Here is a 15577-nt window from a genome sequence, read left to right as displayed (position 1 = left end):
ACGTGCCGCAGGAGCCGCCGCAGCGTCGGGGAGAGCGAGAGCAGCGCGCACAGCAGGCCGAGCGCTCCGAAGAACGCGCCGAACCCGTCGGGCACGGGGGCTTCCCGTGTGACCCGCCTCTCCTCTTCTCTTCTCTTCGTCCTCTTCTCCGCTCAGCGGGTGAACAGCGCCTCGCCCGGCGGGACCGGCGCGTCCGGCGGCAGCAGCGCCAGGTCCAGCCCCCGCACCAGCCGGGCCCGCAAGGTGGCGTCCGCCGCCAGGGCCTCGGCGACGCGGCGGGCCGCGGCGGGCGCCTGAGCCCCGCCGGCCAGCACGATCGCGAGGGTGCCGTCGGCGTCCGCGCCGCCCGGGCCGAGGTGGGCGCGGAGCACGGCCGGTTCCGCGGACACTGCGGCCCGTACGGCCTCCCGTACGGCGGGATCGGCCAGCGGGCCCGCGTCCGTACGGCCTTCGGCGAGGGCCAGCAGCGCGGGGCCGGTCAGCTGGTAGGTGACGGGCCCGGCCAGGTCCAGGACCACGGTGTCGGCCTTCTCGTGCGCGGCTGCGGCCAGGGCCTGGTGCAGGGGGACCGCCACCGGGCGGGCGGCCGGGTCCCAGAGCGCGAGGGAGGCGGTCGAGGTGAAGGCGGGCAGGGCCCGCCGGTCGCCGGCCCGGAGCGTCGGGACGGCCATGTCGCTGGTCTTCTCGCGCTTCAGGCCCGTCTCCGGGTCGGTCTCCACCTCGCCGAGGACGGCGACGACGGGGACCAGCAGCCGGGCCCCCTTGAGGGCGGCCAGCACCTCGGGCTCCTTGGCCCGGTCCTGGGACCAGGCGGCCAGGGCCGCGGTCAGCCGGGGATCGGCCGAGCCGTCGTCGTCGGAGAAGCCCGGGTCGGGAATGTTCTTGTTCGCCATGTTCGCCACAGTTACCCGACCCTACTGTGCCGGGTGCGGAGGTCCCGTGAGGGGCCCGCGGTCGCGGCCCCGGGTGCCCCGCCGCGGGCGCCGGCCCAGTACGGCGGCCAGGACGAGCAGCACCGCTCCCGCGACCGCCGCCGCGGGGGCGCCGAACCGGGCGCTCCGCTCGGGCGGGCGGACCGGCTCGGGGCCGGGGCCGAAGTACGTGCGCCTGGCTGCGGCGGGTGCGGGCACCGGGGCCTCGGCCTGCATCGACTCGGCGGCCTGGAGGGCGGCGACGGGATCCACCGTCCCGTGGCCGCGGGCGTCGTCGCGGTCGCCGGGCGGGGAGTCGGAGGCGGTGTCCTCCAGCAGCTTCTTGATCTGGGCCGGGGCGAGGTCCGGGTGCTCGGCCTTGATCAGGGCCGCGGCGCCGGAGACGAAGGCCGCGGCGGCGCTGGTGCCCCAGCCCTCGTAGTACGAGCGGTCGGGGTCGGCGATGACCACGTCGACGCCGGGGGCGCTGACGGTGGCGTACCAGTTGCGGGTGGAGAACTTGGCCTTCTTGCCGCGGCGGTCGACGGCGGTGACGGCGATCACCCCGGGGTAGGCGGCCGGGTAGGACACGCGGTCGCCCGTCTCACCGCCGTTGCCCGCGGAGGCGACGACGACCACGCCCTTGGCGAGCGCGTACTGGACGGCCTCGTCCTCGCCCGCCTCGTGGTGGGCGGAGTCGCTGTCGTCGCCGAGGGACAGGTTGATCACGTCGGCGCCGTGGTCGGTGGCCCAGCGGATGCCGTCCGCGAGGGCTCCGCCCTTGCTGTCGCGGGCCTTGCCGCGACCCGGGTCGCCCTCTTCGAGAATCACCCGGACCGGCAGGATCCGCGCCTGCGGGGCGATCCCGAGGACGCCCTGGCCGCGGCTGGGGCCGTGGCCGTGCCCGGCGATGATGCTCGCCATGGCGGTGCCGTGGCGGGCCCACGCCCGGTCGCCGCGGCCGGCGCCCATGCCGATGAGGTCGGTGCCTTCGAGGACCTGACCCGCGAGGTCGGGGTGGGAGTCGTCGACCCCGGTGTCGAGGACGGCGACGGTCACCCCGTCGCCCCGGGTGGTGCCCCAGGCCTCCTCGGCGCGGAGCGCGAGCAGGCCCCACTGACGGTCGCGGATGGTGTCGGCGGCGGCCGGGAAGGCGGTGGCGGCCGTGAGGAGGGCGGCGGCGGTCAGGGCTGCGGCGGCCCGCCCGAGCACCCGTCGCGGGGTCATCGGCCGGCCTTCGGCGCGGGCGTGACGGGCGGCGCGGCGAGCAGCGCCACGCCGTCCCCGATGCGGGCGGCGACGGCCTTGGCCTCGTGTCCGAGGCCCGCCTGGGCGGCGGCTCCGGTGGCGTCCTTCTTCATCAGGTCCTCGGCGGGGCGGGGCGCGTCCAGCGGGCGGCCGTCGGCGAAGGCGGAGACGGCGTAGACCACGACGGGGGCCTCGTCGCGTACGGACGCGGTCCAGGCGGCGCGCTGCCCGTCGGTGAACCCGTACGCGGGCGGGGCGGTGATCCGGCCGGTGAGGGCGCTCATCTCGGGGGCGGCGGCCGGGGTGAAGACCAGGCCGACGGTGATCAGCGAGCTGCGGGTGGCGTCGGTGTAGGTGGCGCGGAGCACGCGGGTGCAGCCGGTGGTGGCCAACAGGCCCTGCCAGTCGGCGGCCAGGGCGGACGCGCAGTCGGCGTCGGGTGCGAGCGCGACGCGGGTCCAGGTCCGGTCGGAGCCGCCGGGGCCGGCCGCGGGGCCGGCCAGGACGGGCGGGAGCAGGGTGTCCACGGGCGCGGCCCGCCACAGCGACTCGGCCTTGCGGTAGGCGGCGTCGGCGGGCAACGGGCGGTTCGCGGCGCGGTGTTCGGCCCAGGTGGTGACGGCGGCTCCGCCGACGAGGCCGCCCCCGAGGAGGAGGCAGAGCGCGGTGGCGAGGACGCGTCCGGGGTGGCGGCGCGGCGGGGCGTGTGCGGCGTGGGGCGGCGGGGACCACGGATCGGGCTCGCCCGGAATCGTGGTCCGCGGTGTCGTCGTGGTCATCCGGCGGCTCCGCCCCCCGTTCCGTACGGCTGCCTGCCCGTACTCTACGGGGTCCCCGGCGGGGCTCTGCGGGGCCGGTGTCCCCGCCTCCGGCGGCCGCCGACCCCTACCCACCGGTAGAGACCTCTGGCAAGCTGCCGCCCATGAACTCCCCCGCCGCCGACCGCGCCCGGTACGACCGGGCGACCGCGCACCTGGACGCGCCGCTGGCCATCGTGGACCTCGACGCCTTCGACGCCAACGCCGACGACCTCGTGCGCCGGGCCGGCGGGAAGCCGGTCCGGGTCGCCAGCAAGTCGGTCCGGTGCCGTGCGCTGCTCGAACGCGTGCTGGCCCGGCCCGGGTTCGCCGGGATCATGTCGTACACCCTGGCCGAGTCGCTGTGGCTGGCCCGGTCCGGGTTCGAGGACGTGCTCCTCGCGTATCCCTCCGCCGACCGGGCCGGCTTCGCCGAGCTGGCGAACGACGCCAAGCTGGCCGGCGCCGTCACGGTGATGGTCGACGATCCCGCGCAGCTGGAGCTGATCGACGGGGCCCGCGACGGGGGCGCGGAGGAGATCCGCGTCTGTCTGGAACTGGACACCGCCCTGCGGCTGTTCGGCGGCCGGGTCCGGGTCGGGGCCCTCCGGTCCCCGCTGCGCGAGCCGGCGCAGCTGGCCGAGCTGGCCCGTACGGTCTCCGCCCGGCCGGGGTTCCGGGTGGTGGGCCTGATGGCGTACGAGGGCCACGTCGCCGGGGTCGGGGACGCGCTGGCCGGCCGGCCGCTGCGCTCCCGGGTCATCCGGGTGATGCAGGGCGCGGCCCGCAGGGAGCTCGCGGCGCGGCGGGCCGAGGTGGTGCGGGCCGTGCGGGCCGTCGTACCGGACCTGGAGTTCGTCAACGGCGGCGGGACCGGCAGTGTGCAGCAGACGGCCGCCGAGGACGCGGTGACGGAGGTGGCGGCCGGGTCCGGGCTGTACGTGCCGCGGCTGTTCGACAACTACACCTCCTTCAGCGGGCGTCCGGCGGCGCTGTTCGCGCAGCCGGTGGTGCGCAGGCCCGGTGTGGGCGTGGTGACGGTCCTCGGGGGCGGCTACCCGGCCTCGGGGGCGGCCGGCGCCGACCGGCTGCCGGTTCCGTACCTGCCGCAGGGGCTGCGCTACGACCCCCAGGAGGGGGCGGGCGAGGTGCAGACCCCGCTGCTGGGCGGCCCGGCCGACGATCTGCTGATCGGCGACCGGGTCTGGTTCCGGCACGCGAAGGCGGGCGAGCTGTGCGAGCGCTTCGACACGCTGCACCTGATAGAGGGTGACCGGGTGACGGCCACCGCCCCGACCTACCGGGGCGAGGGCCGCACCTTCCTCTAGGCCGTGTCCGGGATCTCTTGCGGATCCCGGCTAGCGGGCCGGGTCGTGGAACACCGAGTCCGTCTGGTCGGGGATGACGCTGGTGTCGCCGCGCAGGACCGGTCCCTTGGTGCCGTCGTGGTCGACGTAGCCCGTCGTCGCGCACGGGTAGGGGCCGGTCTTCTGCTGCTTGGGCTCGATGAACATGGGGTTGACGATCCAGCGGCCGTCGCTGTTGTCGTACGCCCGGCACATCAGCTCGTTCTTGTTGCGGTTCACGACGAGCCGCAGGGCGGTGGCGTCGCGCAGGAAGGAGATGTCGGTGTCGGAGTCGCCGGCGGCGAACACCTGGCGGCGGGCGGCGGGCTGGACCTTCTCGGCGGCCGCGCCGCGCACCCCGAAGACCTCCTTGTTGATCCAGCAGCGCTTGCCGTCGATGTAGGTGGTCATCGTGTCGGCGCCGTCCCGGACGGATCCGCAGCCCTGCAGGTGGGAGGTGAGCCTCCCGCCGTGGGTGGTGGTGTTGCGGATGCCGATGACGTGGTCCGCGTCGATGCCGACGCCCTTGGCCCACACCTCGACGACCGGCTGGGGCGAGGCCGAGCTGATCCAGACGTCGAAGCCGGACTTCCGCAGCGCGGCGATCAGGTCCTTCTGCTGCTCGTAGTAGCGCACCCAGCCGGTGGCGGTGCCGCTGCCGACCTGCTGCACGGCGCCGACGGGCGCGGCGAGGTTCTCGGCGCGGGCGGCGGCGGCGAAGCCGCGGATCTCGGGGGCGGTCCAGCCCTGCATGAGCTGGGGCAGCCAGGAGTACGAGGGTTCGGTGGTGCGGCGGTCCCAGCCGGCGAAGGCGGGGGCGCCGGCGCGGGTCGCGGCGGTCCCGTAGACGGCGTTGATCTCGTCCGCGCAGCCGGCTCCGCCGGGGGTCCCGGTGGGCAGCGGGGCGCCGGGGCGGGCGAGGGCGTCGCAGGCGCCGGCGAGGGCGGTGGCGGCGGCCGGGGTGAGGAAGCGGCTGGTGGCGGCCCAGTCGGCGGGGCGGCGGATCTTTCCGTTGCGCAGCAGCCAGAACATGGTGGCGTCGCCGACGTCGTTCTTGACGACGGTGTTGTCCCAGTCGAAGACGGCGACGGGTTTGGCGCGGTCCGGCCGGTACGGGTTGCAGTTTCCGTACTGGTCGATGAGTTCCTGGAGCCGGGCCTGGTTGTCGCCGTACCAGCCGGAGCCGACCGTCGCCCGGCGGCAGTGGCTCTGGTCCGCCTCGGCGGGCGGGGCCAGCAGGAGTCCGGAGCCGGCGGCCGCGATGAGGGCGAGGGTGGCGGTTCTGTTGCTGCGCATGCTGCTCCTCGGGGTTCGGGCACGGATGCGGGCACGGCACGGCCGGGCGCCTCTCGGCGCCCGGCCGGCACGGAAACGGGGTGGGGGCTACGGGTGGGGCCTACAGCGGGGTGACGTACGCGCCGGAGATCCCGCCGTCGACGAGGAAGTCGGTGGCGTTGATGAAGGAGGAGTCGTCGCTGGCGAGGAAGGCCACGGCGGCGGCGATCTCGGTGGGCTCGGCGAAGCGGCCCAGCGGGATGTGCACGAGGCGGCGGGCGGCGCGCTCGGGGTCCTTGGCGAACAGCTCCTGGAGCAGCGGGGTGTTGACCGGCCCCGGGCACAGGGCGTTGACGCGGATGCCCTCGCGGGCGAACTGCACGCCGAGCTCGCGGGACATGGCCAGGACGCCGCCCTTGGAGGCGGTGTAGGAGATCTGGGAGGTCGCGGCGCCCATGATCGCCACGAAGGAGGCGGTGTTGATGATCGAGCCGCGGCCCTGGCGCTGCATGTAGGGCAGGGCGGCCTTGCAGCACAGGTAGACGGAGGTGAGGTTGACGTCCTGGACGCGCCGCCAGGCGTCGAGCTCGGTGGTGAGGATGGAGTCGTCGTCCGGGGGCGAGATGCCCGCGTTGTTGAAGGCGATGTCGACGGAGCCGTAGGTGTCGAAGGCCGTCTTGAACAGGGCGTCGACCTGCTCCTTGTCGGTGACGTCGACCTTCACGTAGGTCCCGCCGACCTCCTCGGCGGCTGCCTTGCCGGCCGTCTCGTCGATGTCGCCGCAGACGATGTTGGCGCCCTCGGACGCGAGGCGCCGGGCGGTGGCGAGGCCGATGCCGCTGCCGGCTCCGGTGATGACGGCGGTACGGCCGACCAGGCGGCGGCAGACGATCTCTTCAGGGGTCTGGCTGGTCATGTTCTTCAGGCCTCCGTGCTGATGAAGACGTTCTTGGTCTCGGTGAAAGCGGTGAGGGCGTCGGGGCCGAGCTCGCGGCCGAGGCCGGACTGCTTGTAGCCGCCGAAGGGGGTCCAGTAGCGGACGCTGCTGTGGGAGTTGACGGACAGGTTGCCGGCGGCGACGGCGCGCGAGACGCGCAGGGCGCGGCCGATGTCGCGGGTCCAGAGGGAGCCGGAGAGTCCGTACTCGGTCGCGTTGGCCAGGCGTACGGCGTCCTCCTCGTCCTCGAAGGGCAGGACGACGGCGACCGGTCCGAAGACCTCCTCGGTGGCCACGGGGGCGGTGGGGGCGACGTCCGTGACGAGGGTCGGCGGGTACCAGAAGCCGGGGCCCTCGGGGGCGGTGCCGCGGATCGCGGTGAGGTCGTCGGTGACGAAGGACCGTACGCGCTCCAGCTGGGTCCGCGAGATCAGCGGGCCCATCTGCGTCTTCTCGTCGAGCGGGTCGCCGACGGCCACCGCGGCGATGCCGGGGGCGACGAGCTCCAGGAAGCGGTCGTAGACGGAGCGCTGTACGAGGATGCGGGTACGGGCGCAGCAGTCCTGGCCGGTGTTGTCGAGGAAGGACATCGGCGCGGCGGCCGCGGCGGCCTCCAGGTCCGCGTCGGCGAAGACGATGTTGGGGCTCTTGCCGCCGAGTTCGAGGGTGACGCGCTTCACCCGGTCGGCGCACTTGGCCATGATCTGCTTGCCGACGCGGGTGGAGCCGGTGAAGACGATCTTCGCGACGCCGGGGTGTTCGACGAGGGCGTCGCCCGCGACCGCCCCGTGGCCGGGGAGCACCTGGAAGAGGTGTTCGGGGATCCCGGCTTCGAGGGCGAGTTCGGCGAGGCGCAGCGCGGTCAGCGGGGTGGTCTCGGCGGGCTTGAGGATGACGGCGTTTCCGGCGGCGAGGGCCGGGGCCAGGCCCCAGGCGGCGATCGGCATGGGGAAGTTCCAGGGGGCGATCACGCCGATGACGCCGAGGGGTTCGAGGAAGGTGACGTCGATGCCGCCGGCGACGGGGATCTGGCGGCCGGAGAGCCGCTCCACTCCCCCGGCGGCGAATTCGAGGAGGTCGCGTACGTTGCCGGCTTCCCAGCGGGCGTTGCCGATGGTGTGGCCGGCTTCGCGGACCTCCAGCTGCGCCAGTTCCTCGATGTGGCCGTCGACGACCGCGGCGAAGCGGCGCAGCAGCCGGGCCCGGTCGGCGGGGGCGGCGGCCGCCCACGCGCGCTGGGCCGCGGCGGCCCGGGCGACGGCGGCATCGACATCGTCCCGTGTGGCGGCCGGGACGATGGCGACGGTTTCCTCGGTGGCCGGATTCAGCACTCGCAGATTGAGTGGGGCCAGCTCATCGGACACGTGTTGCCTCACAGACTTTCGGTGGTTCGGTGGCGTGCGGTGACTACAGGCGTTCGAAGGAGCGGCGCAGCTCCCAGTCGGTGACCGCGGAGTCGTACGCGTCGAGTTCCACGCGGGCCATGTTCCGGTAGTGGGCGACCACTTCGGGGCCGAAGGCGGCCTTGGCGATCTCGCTGTTCTCCCAGAGCTCGGCGGCCTCACGCAGGGTGGCGGGCACGTGCGCGTAGTCGGCGGTGTAGGCGTTGCCGCCGCACGCCTCGGGCAGCTCCAGCTTGTTCTCGATGCCGTAGAGCCCGGCCGCGACGAGGCCGGAGACGGCGAGGTACGGGTTGACGTCGCCACCGGGGAGGCGGTTCTCGAAGCGCATCGAGCGGCCGTGGCCGACCACTCGGAGCGCGCAGGTCCGGTTGTCCACGCCCCAGGCGACGGCGGTCGGCGCGAAGGATCCCGGCCGGAAACGCTTGTACGAGTTGATGTTGGGGGCGTAGAGAAGGGAGAAGTCGCGCAGCGCGGCCAGCTGGCCGGCCAGGAAGTGCCGCATCACCGGTGACATTCCGCCTGGTCCGTCCCCGGCCATCGCGTTGCGTCCGTCGGCATCAGCGAGCGAGAGGTGGATGTGACAGGAGTTGCCCTCGCGCTCGTCGAACTTCGCCATGAAGGTCAGCGAGACGCCTTCCTGGGAAGCGATCTCCTTCGCCCCGGTCTTGTAGACGGAGTGCTGGTCGCAGGTGGTCAGCGCCTCGTCGTAGCGGAAGGCGATCTCGTGCTGGCCGAGGTTGCACTCCCCCTTGGCCGACTCCACGATCAGGCCCGCGGCCTGCATCTCGTTGCGGATGCGGCGCAGCAGGGGTTCGATGCGGCCGGTTCCGAGGACGGAGTAGTCGATGTTGTACTGGTTGGCGGGGGTCAGACCGCGGTAGCCCGTGTTCCAGGCCTGCTCGTAGGTGTCCTGGAAGACCATGAACTCCAGCTCGGTGCCGACCATCGCGGTGAACCCGTGCTCGGCGAGGCGCTCCAGCTGGCGGCGCAGGATCTGCCGGGGCGCGGCGACGACGGGCGAGCCGTCGTTCCAGGCGAGGTCGGCGAGGAGGAAGGCGCTGCCCGGGTTCCAGGGGATGCGGCGCAGGGTGGCGAGGTCGGGGTGCATGGCGAAGTCGCCGTAGCCCCGGTCCCAGGAGGACATCTCGTATCCGTCGACGGTGTTCATGTCCGTGTCGACGGCGAGGAGGTAGTTGCAGCCCTCGGTGCCGTGCTCGAGGACCTCGTCGAGGAAGAACTGTGCGGCGAACCGCTTGCCCTGGAGCCGCCCCTGCATGTCGGGGAAGGCCAGGACCACTGTGTCGATCTCGCCGCTGGCGACGAGGGAGCGGAGCTCCTCGGGCGCGAGCGGCGGCGTGCGGTCTACCACTGGAATCTCTCCTTCGGTGAGCCGAGTGCGCCTAAGGTATTGAATAGAACCATTGCTTGGGAAGGGGCGGAGCCGAGATGACCGATACGGCGAGTGAAGGCGACGCGATCGCGCGGCTGAATCCCGTGCTGCGGCAGGTGCGGGCGGGCAACGGGTTCGAGGAGGCGCTGGAGCAGATCCTCCAGGTGGTCCGGCTGGGCCTGGTGCCGGGCGGCGAACGGCTGCCGCCCGAGCGCGAACTGGCGGAACGGATGGGGATCAGCCGGGTCACCCTGCGCGAGGTGCTGAAGGTACTGCAGGACCAGGGCCTGGTGGAGGCCCGGCGCGGGCGGTACGGCGGAACGTTCGTGCTGCCCCGCCCGGACACCCCGGCGGGCGGCGCCGAGGAGGAGCTGCGCCGGCGCGTCGCGGGGGTGGACATCGAGGACGCGCTGCGCTTCCGCGAGGTGCTGGAGGTGGGGGCGGCCGGGCTGTGCGCTTCCCAGGGGCTGACCGAGGAGGGCGCCGAACGGCTGCTCGCAGCGCTGGCGGCCACGCACGACGCCCCGCTCGCCGACTACCGCCGCCAGGACACGCTCTTCCACCTGACCTTGTGCGAGCTCGCCGGATCCGCCACCCTCACGGCCCAGTACGCGGCCGTCCGGGCCACCGTCAACGACCTGCTGGACTGCATCCCGCTGCTCGTGCGCAACCTGGAGCACTCGCAGCAGCAGCACACCGCACTGGTGGAATCGGTACTGGCGCGGGACGCGGCCGGGGCGCGCGAGACCATGCGCGAGCACTGCTGCGGCACGGCGGCGCTGCTGCGGGGCTTCCTGGCCTGAACTCAAGCGGAACGAGGGGGCCGGGAGGGTTTCGTAACTTCTGTTTAACGCAGAGGTCTTGCGCTCTCCACTCCACAAGAGCAAAGGTACGCCCCACAACCATTGCCCTGAGGCAGGAGCGCACGATGGCCGACGACATCGAGGCACGGCTGGCAGCCGTACCCGCACCCACCAAGACCGCCGAGGGCGGCGACCCAGGCGCGGACGACTACCTGGAGCGCCGCACACTGCGCCGCGGCAGCGCCGGCTGGCTGCTCCTGACCGGGCTCGGCGTCGCCTACGTCGTCTCCGGCGACTTCTCCGGCTGGAACGTCGGGCTCGACAAGGGCGGCTTCGGCGGCCTCGCCATCGCCACCGTCCTCATGGGCGCGATGTACGCCTGCCTGGTCTTCTCCCTCGCGGAGCTGTCCACCATCCTGCCGACCGCGGGCGGCGGCTACGGTTTCGCCCGCCGCGCACTGGGCCCCTGGGGCGGCTTCCTCACCGGAACCGCCATCCTCATCGAGTACATCCTGGCCCCGGCCGCGATCGTCATCTTCATCGGCGACTACGTCGAATCCCTCGGCCTCTTCGGCCTCACCTCCAGCTGGCCGGTCTACCTCGGCTGCTTCGTGGTCTTCATCGGCGTCCACCTCTGGGGCGTGGGCGAGGCGCTCCGCTTCAGCCTCGTCGTGACCGCGATCGCCGTCGCCGCGCTGCTCATCTTCGCCGTGGGCGCCTTCACCGAGTTCAGCGCCGACGGCCTCAACGACATCCCGGTGGACGCGAGCGCCTTCGGCTCGAACTCCTGGCTGCCGCTGGGCGTCCTCGGCATCTGGGCCGCGTTCCCCTTCGGGATGTGGTTCTTCCTCGGTGTGGAAGGCGTACCGCTGGCGGCCGAGGAGGCGAAGGACCCGGTCCGCTCCATGCCGAAGGCGCTCGCCATCTCCATGGGCATCCTCGCCCTGCTCGCGCTGATCACCTTCTTCGCCGCGACCGGCGCCCAGGGCGCCGACGCCGTCAAGGCGGCCGGCAACCCGCTGGTCGTCGCCCTGGAGGGGGACGACGGCCCGACCGCGCTCAGCCGCTTCGTGAACTACGCCGGTCTGGCCGGTCTGGTCGCCTCCTTCTTCTCCCTCATCTACGCGGGCTCGCGCCAGCTCTTCGCGCTCTCGCGGGCCGGCTACCTGCCCCGCTTCCTCTCGCTCACCTCGAAGCGCAAGGCCCCGTACCTCGGCCTCGTCATCCCCGGCGCGATCGGCTTCGCGCTGGCCGCCGCCACCGGGAACGGCGCGCGCATGCTGAACATCGCGGTGTTCGGCGCGACCATCTCCTACGCCCTGATGGCCCTCTCGCACATCGTGCTGCGCCGCCGGGAGCCGGACCTGGAGCGCCCGTACCGCACCCCGGGCGGCATCCTGACCTCCTCGGTGGCCTTCGTACTCGCCCTGTCGGCCCTGGTCGCCACCTTCCTGGTGGACAAGGACGCGGCATTCATCGCCCTGGCCGTGTACGCCGTCGCCCTCGCCTACTTCGCCTTCTACAGTCGGCACCACCTCGTGGCCTCGGCCCCCGAGGAGGAGTTCGCGGCTCTGGCGGAAGCCGAGGCGGAACTGAGCCGTGACTGAAACCCTGTTCCTGCCCTGCCCTACCGCCTGCTGGAGGTAACGAACGTGCCCAGGCCGCTCATCGGCATCACCACCTACGTCGAGGAATCCACCCGCTACGGGGTGTGGGACCTCCCGACGTCCCTCGTACCGACCGGGTACTACGAACTCGTCCAGGCGGCGGGCGGCGCGGCCGTGCTGCTCCCGCCGGACGAACCCGGGTCGGCGGCGGAGGTGCTGAGCCGGGTGGACGGTCTGGTGGTCGCGGGCGGCCCGGACGTGGACCCGGTCCACTACGGCGCCGCGCGCGACCCCCGTACGGGTGCCCCGGCGACGGTCCGCGACCAGTGGGAACTGGCCCTGATCGCCGCCGCGCTCGACTCCGGCACGCCCCTGCTCGGCATCTGCCGGGGCATGCAGGCGCTGAACGTGGCCCTGGGCGGCACGCTGATCCAGCACATCGGCGGCCACGTCGACGCACCCGGCGGCACGTCCTGGCACCCGGTCCGCCCGGTCCCGGGCACCCGGTACGCGGCGCTGGTCCCCGAGGAGGCGCAGGTCCCGACCTACCACCACCAGGCCGTGGACCGCCTCGGCCGCGGCCTGGTCGTCTCGGCCCACGCGCTGGACGGCACGGTGGAGGCGATCGAGGCCCCCGACGCCGACCGCTGGATCCTGGGCGTCCAGTGGCACCCGGAACGGGACAAGGACACCAGGGTGATGTCGTCCCTGATCGAAGCAGCCACGTCCCGCGTGGCGGTCCCGGTGGGGTAACCAACTTGAGGCGCGGGGCCCGGGTCAGGGCCCCGACCTTTCAGCCCCGCCGACCTTTGAGCTTCAGCCCCGCGGCGTTTGCTCTTTCAGCCCCGCCGGCGATTGATCTTTCAGCCTCGCCGGCGTTTGAGGCGCGGGGCCCGGGGCGGAGCCCCGATCTTCAGCCCCGCCGGCGTTTGAGGCGCGGGGCCTGGGGCGGAGCCCCGATCTTCAGCCCCGCCGGCGTTTGAGGCGCGGGGCCTGGGGCGGAGCCCCGGACCCTTGAGCCCCGCCGGCGATTGAGGCGCGGGGCCCGGGTCAGGGCCCCGGCAGCGGCGCCGCACCCGGCGGGCCCGGCTAGGGCAGGCGGCGGGTCAGCGACAGCAAGTCGCGCGCCGGGCCCGCCGGCCGGGAGCCGGCGGGCCAAACCGCCCGCAGGGCCCGCCCCAGCCCCGCACCCGACACCGGCACCTCCACCAGCCTCCGCGCCGCCAGCTCGTCCCCCACCGCCAGCTCCGACAGGACGCACGGCCCCGCACCGCTCAGCGCCGCCGCCTTCACCGCGGTGGTCGAGGCCAGTTCCAGCAGCGGCACCGCCAGCCCCCCGCACCCGGCCAGCGCCGCGTCCAGTACCTGCCGCGTCCCCGACCCCCGCTCCCGCAGGATCAGCGGCATCGCGGCCAGTTCCGCCGCCTCGACCCCCCGCGTGCGCCGCGCCCACGCGTGCCCCGGCGCCACCGCCACCACCAGCCGGTCCTGCGCGATCACCGCCGAGTCCAGTCCCTCCGGCACCGTCAGCCCCTCCACGAAACCGAGGTCGGCCTCGTGCGTGAGGACCCGTTCGGCGACGACCGCCGAGTTCCCGGCGTGCAGGGACACCGCCGTGTCGGGCCGTTCCCCGCGCAGCGCGATCAGCCACCCCGGCAGCAGGTACTCCGCGATCGTCATGCTGGCGGCCACCCGCAGCCGCGAGTCCCGCCGCCCCCGCAGCGCCTGCGCCCCCGCGTCGAAGGCCTCCGCCGCCTCCACCACCCGCCGGGCCCAGTCCGTGACGAGCGCGCCCTCGGCCGTCAGCGTCGACCCCCGCGGCGAACGGTCCACCAGGGCCACGCCGAGCCGCGTCTCCATCGCCCGGATCCGGCTGCTCGCCGCGGGCTGGGTGATGCCCAGCCGCCGGGCGGCGGCGCTCAGGCTGCCGACCCGCGCGACCGCGAGCAGCAGTTCCAGCGCGCCCAGGTCCGGCACCCGGTGCGCCAGCGGAACCCACTCCTCATTACCCATAACATCAGTTTATGACCTCATAGAGGGATGGCCTCTGCCACCCTCCCCGCCCCGGCGCGAGGCTGGACCCATGGCCACCACCCTCGTGCGACCCCGCACCCACATCACCCCCGCAGTCCGGGCCCACAAGGCCCCCGCGCTGCGGCACCTCGGCCCCAACTGGTACGCCTCCGTCATGGGCACGGCGATCATCGCCAACGCCGGCGCGACGCTCCCGTACCAGCTGCCCGGCCAGCGCGTGGCCTGCCAGCTCGTCTGGGCGCTGTCCGCCGCCGTCCTCGCCGTCCTGCTCACCGCCCGCGCCGGCCACTGGATCCACCACCGCGACCAGGCCCGCGCCCACCTCCTCGACCCGGCCGTCGCCCCCTTCTACGGCTGTCTGTCGATGGCGCTGCTGGCCGTCGGCGGCGGCACCCTCATCGTCGGCAAGGACCTCATCGGGACCGGCGCGGCCGTGGCCGTGGACGCCGTCCTCTTCACCGCCGGCACCGCGATCGGCCTGGTCATGGCCGTGGTCGTGCCCTACCTGATGGTGGTGCGCCACAAGGTCGAGCCCCGCCAGGCCACCCCCGTCTGGCTGCTCCCCCTGGTCGCCCCGATGGTCTCCGCGGCCCTCGGCCCCCTGCTGGTCCCCCACCTGCCCGCCGGCCAGCCCCGCGAGGCCCTGCTGCTCGCCTGCTACGCCATGTTCGGCATCAGTCTGCTCGCCACCCTGCTGATGCTCCCCCTGATCTTCGGCCGGCTGATCGTCGGCGGGCCCCTCCCCCTGGCCCTGACGCCCACGCTCTTCCTGGTCCTCGGCCCCCTCGGCCAGTCCACCACCGCCGTGAACCAGCTCGCCGACGTCGCCCACCAGTCGATCGGCGCCCCCTACGCCGGAGCACTGAGCGCCTTCGCGGTCGTCTACGGGGTCCCCGTGATGGGATTCGCGCTGCTGTGGCTGGCCCTCGCCGCGGCCATGCTCGTCCGCGCCGCCCGGGACGGCATGGGCTTCGCCATGACCTGGTGGGCCCTGACCTTCCCCATCGGCACCTGCGTCACCGGCGCCACCGGCCTGGCCCACCACACGGGCCTGACCGCCTTCGCCTGGCTCGCCACCGCGCTCTTCCTCGCCCTGGTGACCGCCTGGCTGGCGGCTTCCGCCCACACCCTGCGCGGCTTGTTCACCGGCCGCCTCCTCGCCGGCTAGCCGGCTAGCCGACCTGGAGGTCGTACCCCACGGAGAGCGCGAACGAGCCGGAGGAGCCCTCGATCCGCAGGGTGTGGGGACCGGGCGACAGCGGGTCGATCTGTACCCACAGGCCGCAGGCCAGTCCGCCTGAGGTGCCCGCCCCGCCCGTCACCGGATTCCCCTCCACGCCCGTCAGCCGGATCGCGGAGCCCTCGTACCGCTCCGCCGTCAGCGGCCTGCCGTCCAGCACCGCGGCGCCCTTCGCCCCCTTCATCCAGCTCGCGCAGCCGGATGCGTCGCCGACCAGGTTGACCAGGGGAAAGGCCACCGGCCGCCCCGCGGGCACCGAGCAGGTGCGCTGCAGCTCCTCGCCGAAGCTCCCGGCAAGGAACCAGACGTCGCCGGGCTGGTTCGCGGCGCAGAACGTACCGTCCCGGTCCTGCACGGGATTGGAGCGCTCGGGGCTGGAGGCGGCCCAGTTCCACCACCGGCCCTGGAGTTCGGCGCCACCGAGCCGCCCGGCCGCCACCGGGGCGGACGGGGCCGCAGACGACGGCTCGGCCGCGGACGGGGCGGCCGACGGGGACGACGCGGGGGCGGTGCAGGCGGCCGCGAGCAGGGCCGCTCCGGCGGCCAGGACAAACGATCTTCCGGTACGCATCCCGGCAGGATACGA

Annotated in this window: 14 protein-coding genes; 5 read left to right on the top strand and 9 right to left on the bottom strand. The window is 73.8% G+C overall.

Annotated elements, in window-relative coordinates; all coding sequences use genetic code 11:
• Positions 1-152: 152 nt before the first annotated feature.
• From AB0D29_RS35555 to AB0D29_RS35545, 3 genes are read right to left on the bottom strand one after another with little or no spacing between them, the layout of a single operon-like run.
• Positions 153-893: an SseB family protein gene (locus AB0D29_RS35555; protein ID WP_362859950.1), complete on the bottom strand. Its 741-nt coding sequence runs from the start codon at positions 891-893 to the stop codon at positions 153-155.
• Between the two features lie 21 nt (positions 894-914).
• Complete coding sequence (gene mycP / locus AB0D29_RS35550) at positions 915-2138, bottom strand: type VII secretion-associated serine protease mycosin (protein ID WP_362859948.1); 1224 nt, start codon at positions 2136-2138, stop codon at positions 915-917.
• On the bottom strand, positions 2135-2938 hold the full coding sequence (locus AB0D29_RS35545; protein WP_362859946.1) for a hypothetical protein: 804 nt from the start codon (positions 2936-2938) through the stop codon (positions 2135-2137). The genes mycP and AB0D29_RS35545 overlap by 4 nt, the downstream gene beginning before the upstream one ends.
• A gap of 143 nt (positions 2939-3081) precedes the next feature.
• Between AB0D29_RS35545 and AB0D29_RS35540 the strand changes: the two genes are divergently transcribed.
• Entirely contained in the window at positions 3082-4284 is a 1203-nt protein-coding gene (locus AB0D29_RS35540) for an amino acid deaminase/aldolase (RefSeq protein ID WP_362859944.1), read from the top strand.
• Between the two features lie 30 nt (positions 4285-4314).
• Here the strand turns inward: AB0D29_RS35540 and AB0D29_RS35535 are convergent, their stop codons facing one another.
• The 4 genes from AB0D29_RS35535 to AB0D29_RS35520 all read right to left on the bottom strand — a co-directional run bounded on the left by AB0D29_RS35535 (position 4315) and on the right by AB0D29_RS35520 (position 9286).
• Positions 4315-5598 (bottom strand): haloacid dehalogenase-like hydrolase, encoded by a 1284-nt coding sequence (locus tag AB0D29_RS35535; RefSeq protein ID WP_362859942.1) that lies wholly within the window; start codon positions 5596-5598, stop codon positions 4315-4317.
• A 100-nt stretch (positions 5599-5698) separates the two neighbouring features.
• On the bottom strand, positions 5699-6493 hold the full coding sequence (locus AB0D29_RS35530; protein ID WP_362811616.1) for a 3-oxoacyl-ACP reductase: 795 nt from the start codon (positions 6491-6493) through the stop codon (positions 5699-5701).
• Between the two features lie 5 nt (positions 6494-6498).
• Positions 6499-7845 (bottom strand): aldehyde dehydrogenase family protein, encoded by a 1347-nt coding sequence (locus AB0D29_RS35525; protein ID WP_362859941.1) that lies wholly within the window; start codon positions 7843-7845, stop codon positions 6499-6501.
• Positions 7846-7921: 76 nt separating this feature from the next.
• Positions 7922-9286, bottom strand: a complete 1365-nt coding sequence (locus tag AB0D29_RS35520) for a glutamine synthetase family protein (protein WP_362859939.1) — start codon at positions 9284-9286, stop codon at positions 7922-7924.
• Positions 9287-9363: 77 nt separating this feature from the next.
• Between AB0D29_RS35520 and AB0D29_RS35515 the strand changes: the two genes are divergently transcribed.
• The 3 genes from AB0D29_RS35515 (at position 9364) to AB0D29_RS35505 (ending at position 12470) form a co-directional block, all read left to right on the top strand.
• Entirely contained in the window at positions 9364-10110 is a 747-nt protein-coding gene (locus AB0D29_RS35515; protein ID WP_351302858.1) for an FCD domain-containing protein, read from the top strand.
• A gap of 125 nt (positions 10111-10235) precedes the next feature.
• Positions 10236-11717 carry an ethanolamine permease gene (gene eat / locus AB0D29_RS35510; protein ID WP_362859938.1) on the top strand — a complete coding sequence of 494 codons (1482 nt, stop codon included), beginning with the start codon at positions 10236-10238 and terminating at the stop codon, positions 11715-11717.
• A gap of 45 nt (positions 11718-11762) precedes the next feature.
• Positions 11763-12470 carry a gamma-glutamyl-gamma-aminobutyrate hydrolase family protein gene (locus AB0D29_RS35505; protein ID WP_362859936.1) on the top strand — a complete coding sequence of 236 codons (708 nt, stop codon included), beginning with the start codon at positions 11763-11765 and terminating at the stop codon, positions 12468-12470.
• Between the two features lie 336 nt (positions 12471-12806).
• On the opposite strand, the gene AB0D29_RS35500 is transcribed toward AB0D29_RS35505, so the two are convergent.
• Positions 12807-13730, bottom strand: coding sequence for a LysR family transcriptional regulator (locus tag AB0D29_RS35500; RefSeq protein ID WP_362859935.1), 924 nt, complete (start codon positions 13728-13730; stop codon positions 12807-12809).
• A 70-nt stretch (positions 13731-13800) separates the two neighbouring features.
• On the opposite strand from AB0D29_RS35500, the gene AB0D29_RS35495 reads away from it, so the two are divergent.
• Entirely contained in the window at positions 13801-14919 is a 1119-nt protein-coding gene (locus AB0D29_RS35495) for a TDT family transporter (RefSeq protein ID WP_362859933.1), read from the top strand.
• A 4-nt stretch (positions 14920-14923) separates the two neighbouring features.
• On the opposite strand, the gene AB0D29_RS35490 is transcribed toward AB0D29_RS35495, so the two are convergent.
• Positions 14924-15562, bottom strand: coding sequence for a signal protein (locus AB0D29_RS35490; RefSeq protein WP_362859931.1), 639 nt, complete (start codon positions 15560-15562; stop codon positions 14924-14926).
• Between the last annotated feature and the right edge of the window lie 15 nt (positions 15563-15577).

This window comes from Streptomyces sp. NPDC048424 (assembly GCF_040651555.1).
Lineage (GTDB): Bacteria > Actinomycetota > Actinomycetes > Streptomycetales > Streptomycetaceae > Streptomyces.
This window is presented reverse-complemented; position numbering and strand designations above follow the sequence as displayed.

Coding starts and splice junctions, on each gene's coding strand:
- AB0D29_RS35555 (WP_362859950.1), bottom strand. CDS start 893: ATGGCGAACAAGAACATTCCCGACCCGGGCTTCTCCGACGACGACGGC.
- mycP (WP_362859948.1), bottom strand. CDS start 2,138: ATGACCCCGCGACGGGTGCTCGGGCGGGCCGCCGCAGCCCTGACCGCC.
- AB0D29_RS35545 (WP_362859946.1), bottom strand. CDS start 2,938: ATGACCACGACGACACCGCGGACCACGATTCCGGGCGAGCCCGATCCG.
- AB0D29_RS35540 (WP_362859944.1), top strand. CDS start 3,082: ATGAACTCCCCCGCCGCCGACCGCGCCCGGTACGACCGGGCGACCGCG.
- AB0D29_RS35535 (WP_362859942.1), bottom strand. CDS start 5,598: ATGCGCAGCAACAGAACCGCCACCCTCGCCCTCATCGCGGCCGCCGGC.
- AB0D29_RS35530 (WP_362811616.1), bottom strand. CDS start 6,493: ATGACCAGCCAGACCCCTGAAGAGATCGTCTGCCGCCGCCTGGTCGGC.
- AB0D29_RS35515 (WP_351302858.1), top strand. CDS start 9,364: ATGACCGATACGGCGAGTGAAGGCGACGCGATCGCGCGGCTGAATCCC.
- eat (WP_362859938.1), top strand. CDS start 10,236: ATGGCCGACGACATCGAGGCACGGCTGGCAGCCGTACCCGCACCCACC.
- AB0D29_RS35500 (WP_362859935.1), bottom strand. CDS start 13,730: ATGGGTAATGAGGAGTGGGTTCCGCTGGCGCACCGGGTGCCGGACCTG.
- AB0D29_RS35495 (WP_362859933.1), top strand. CDS start 13,801: ATGGCCACCACCCTCGTGCGACCCCGCACCCACATCACCCCCGCAGTC.
- AB0D29_RS35490 (WP_362859931.1), bottom strand. CDS start 15,562: ATGCGTACCGGAAGATCGTTTGTCCTGGCCGCCGGAGCGGCCCTGCTC.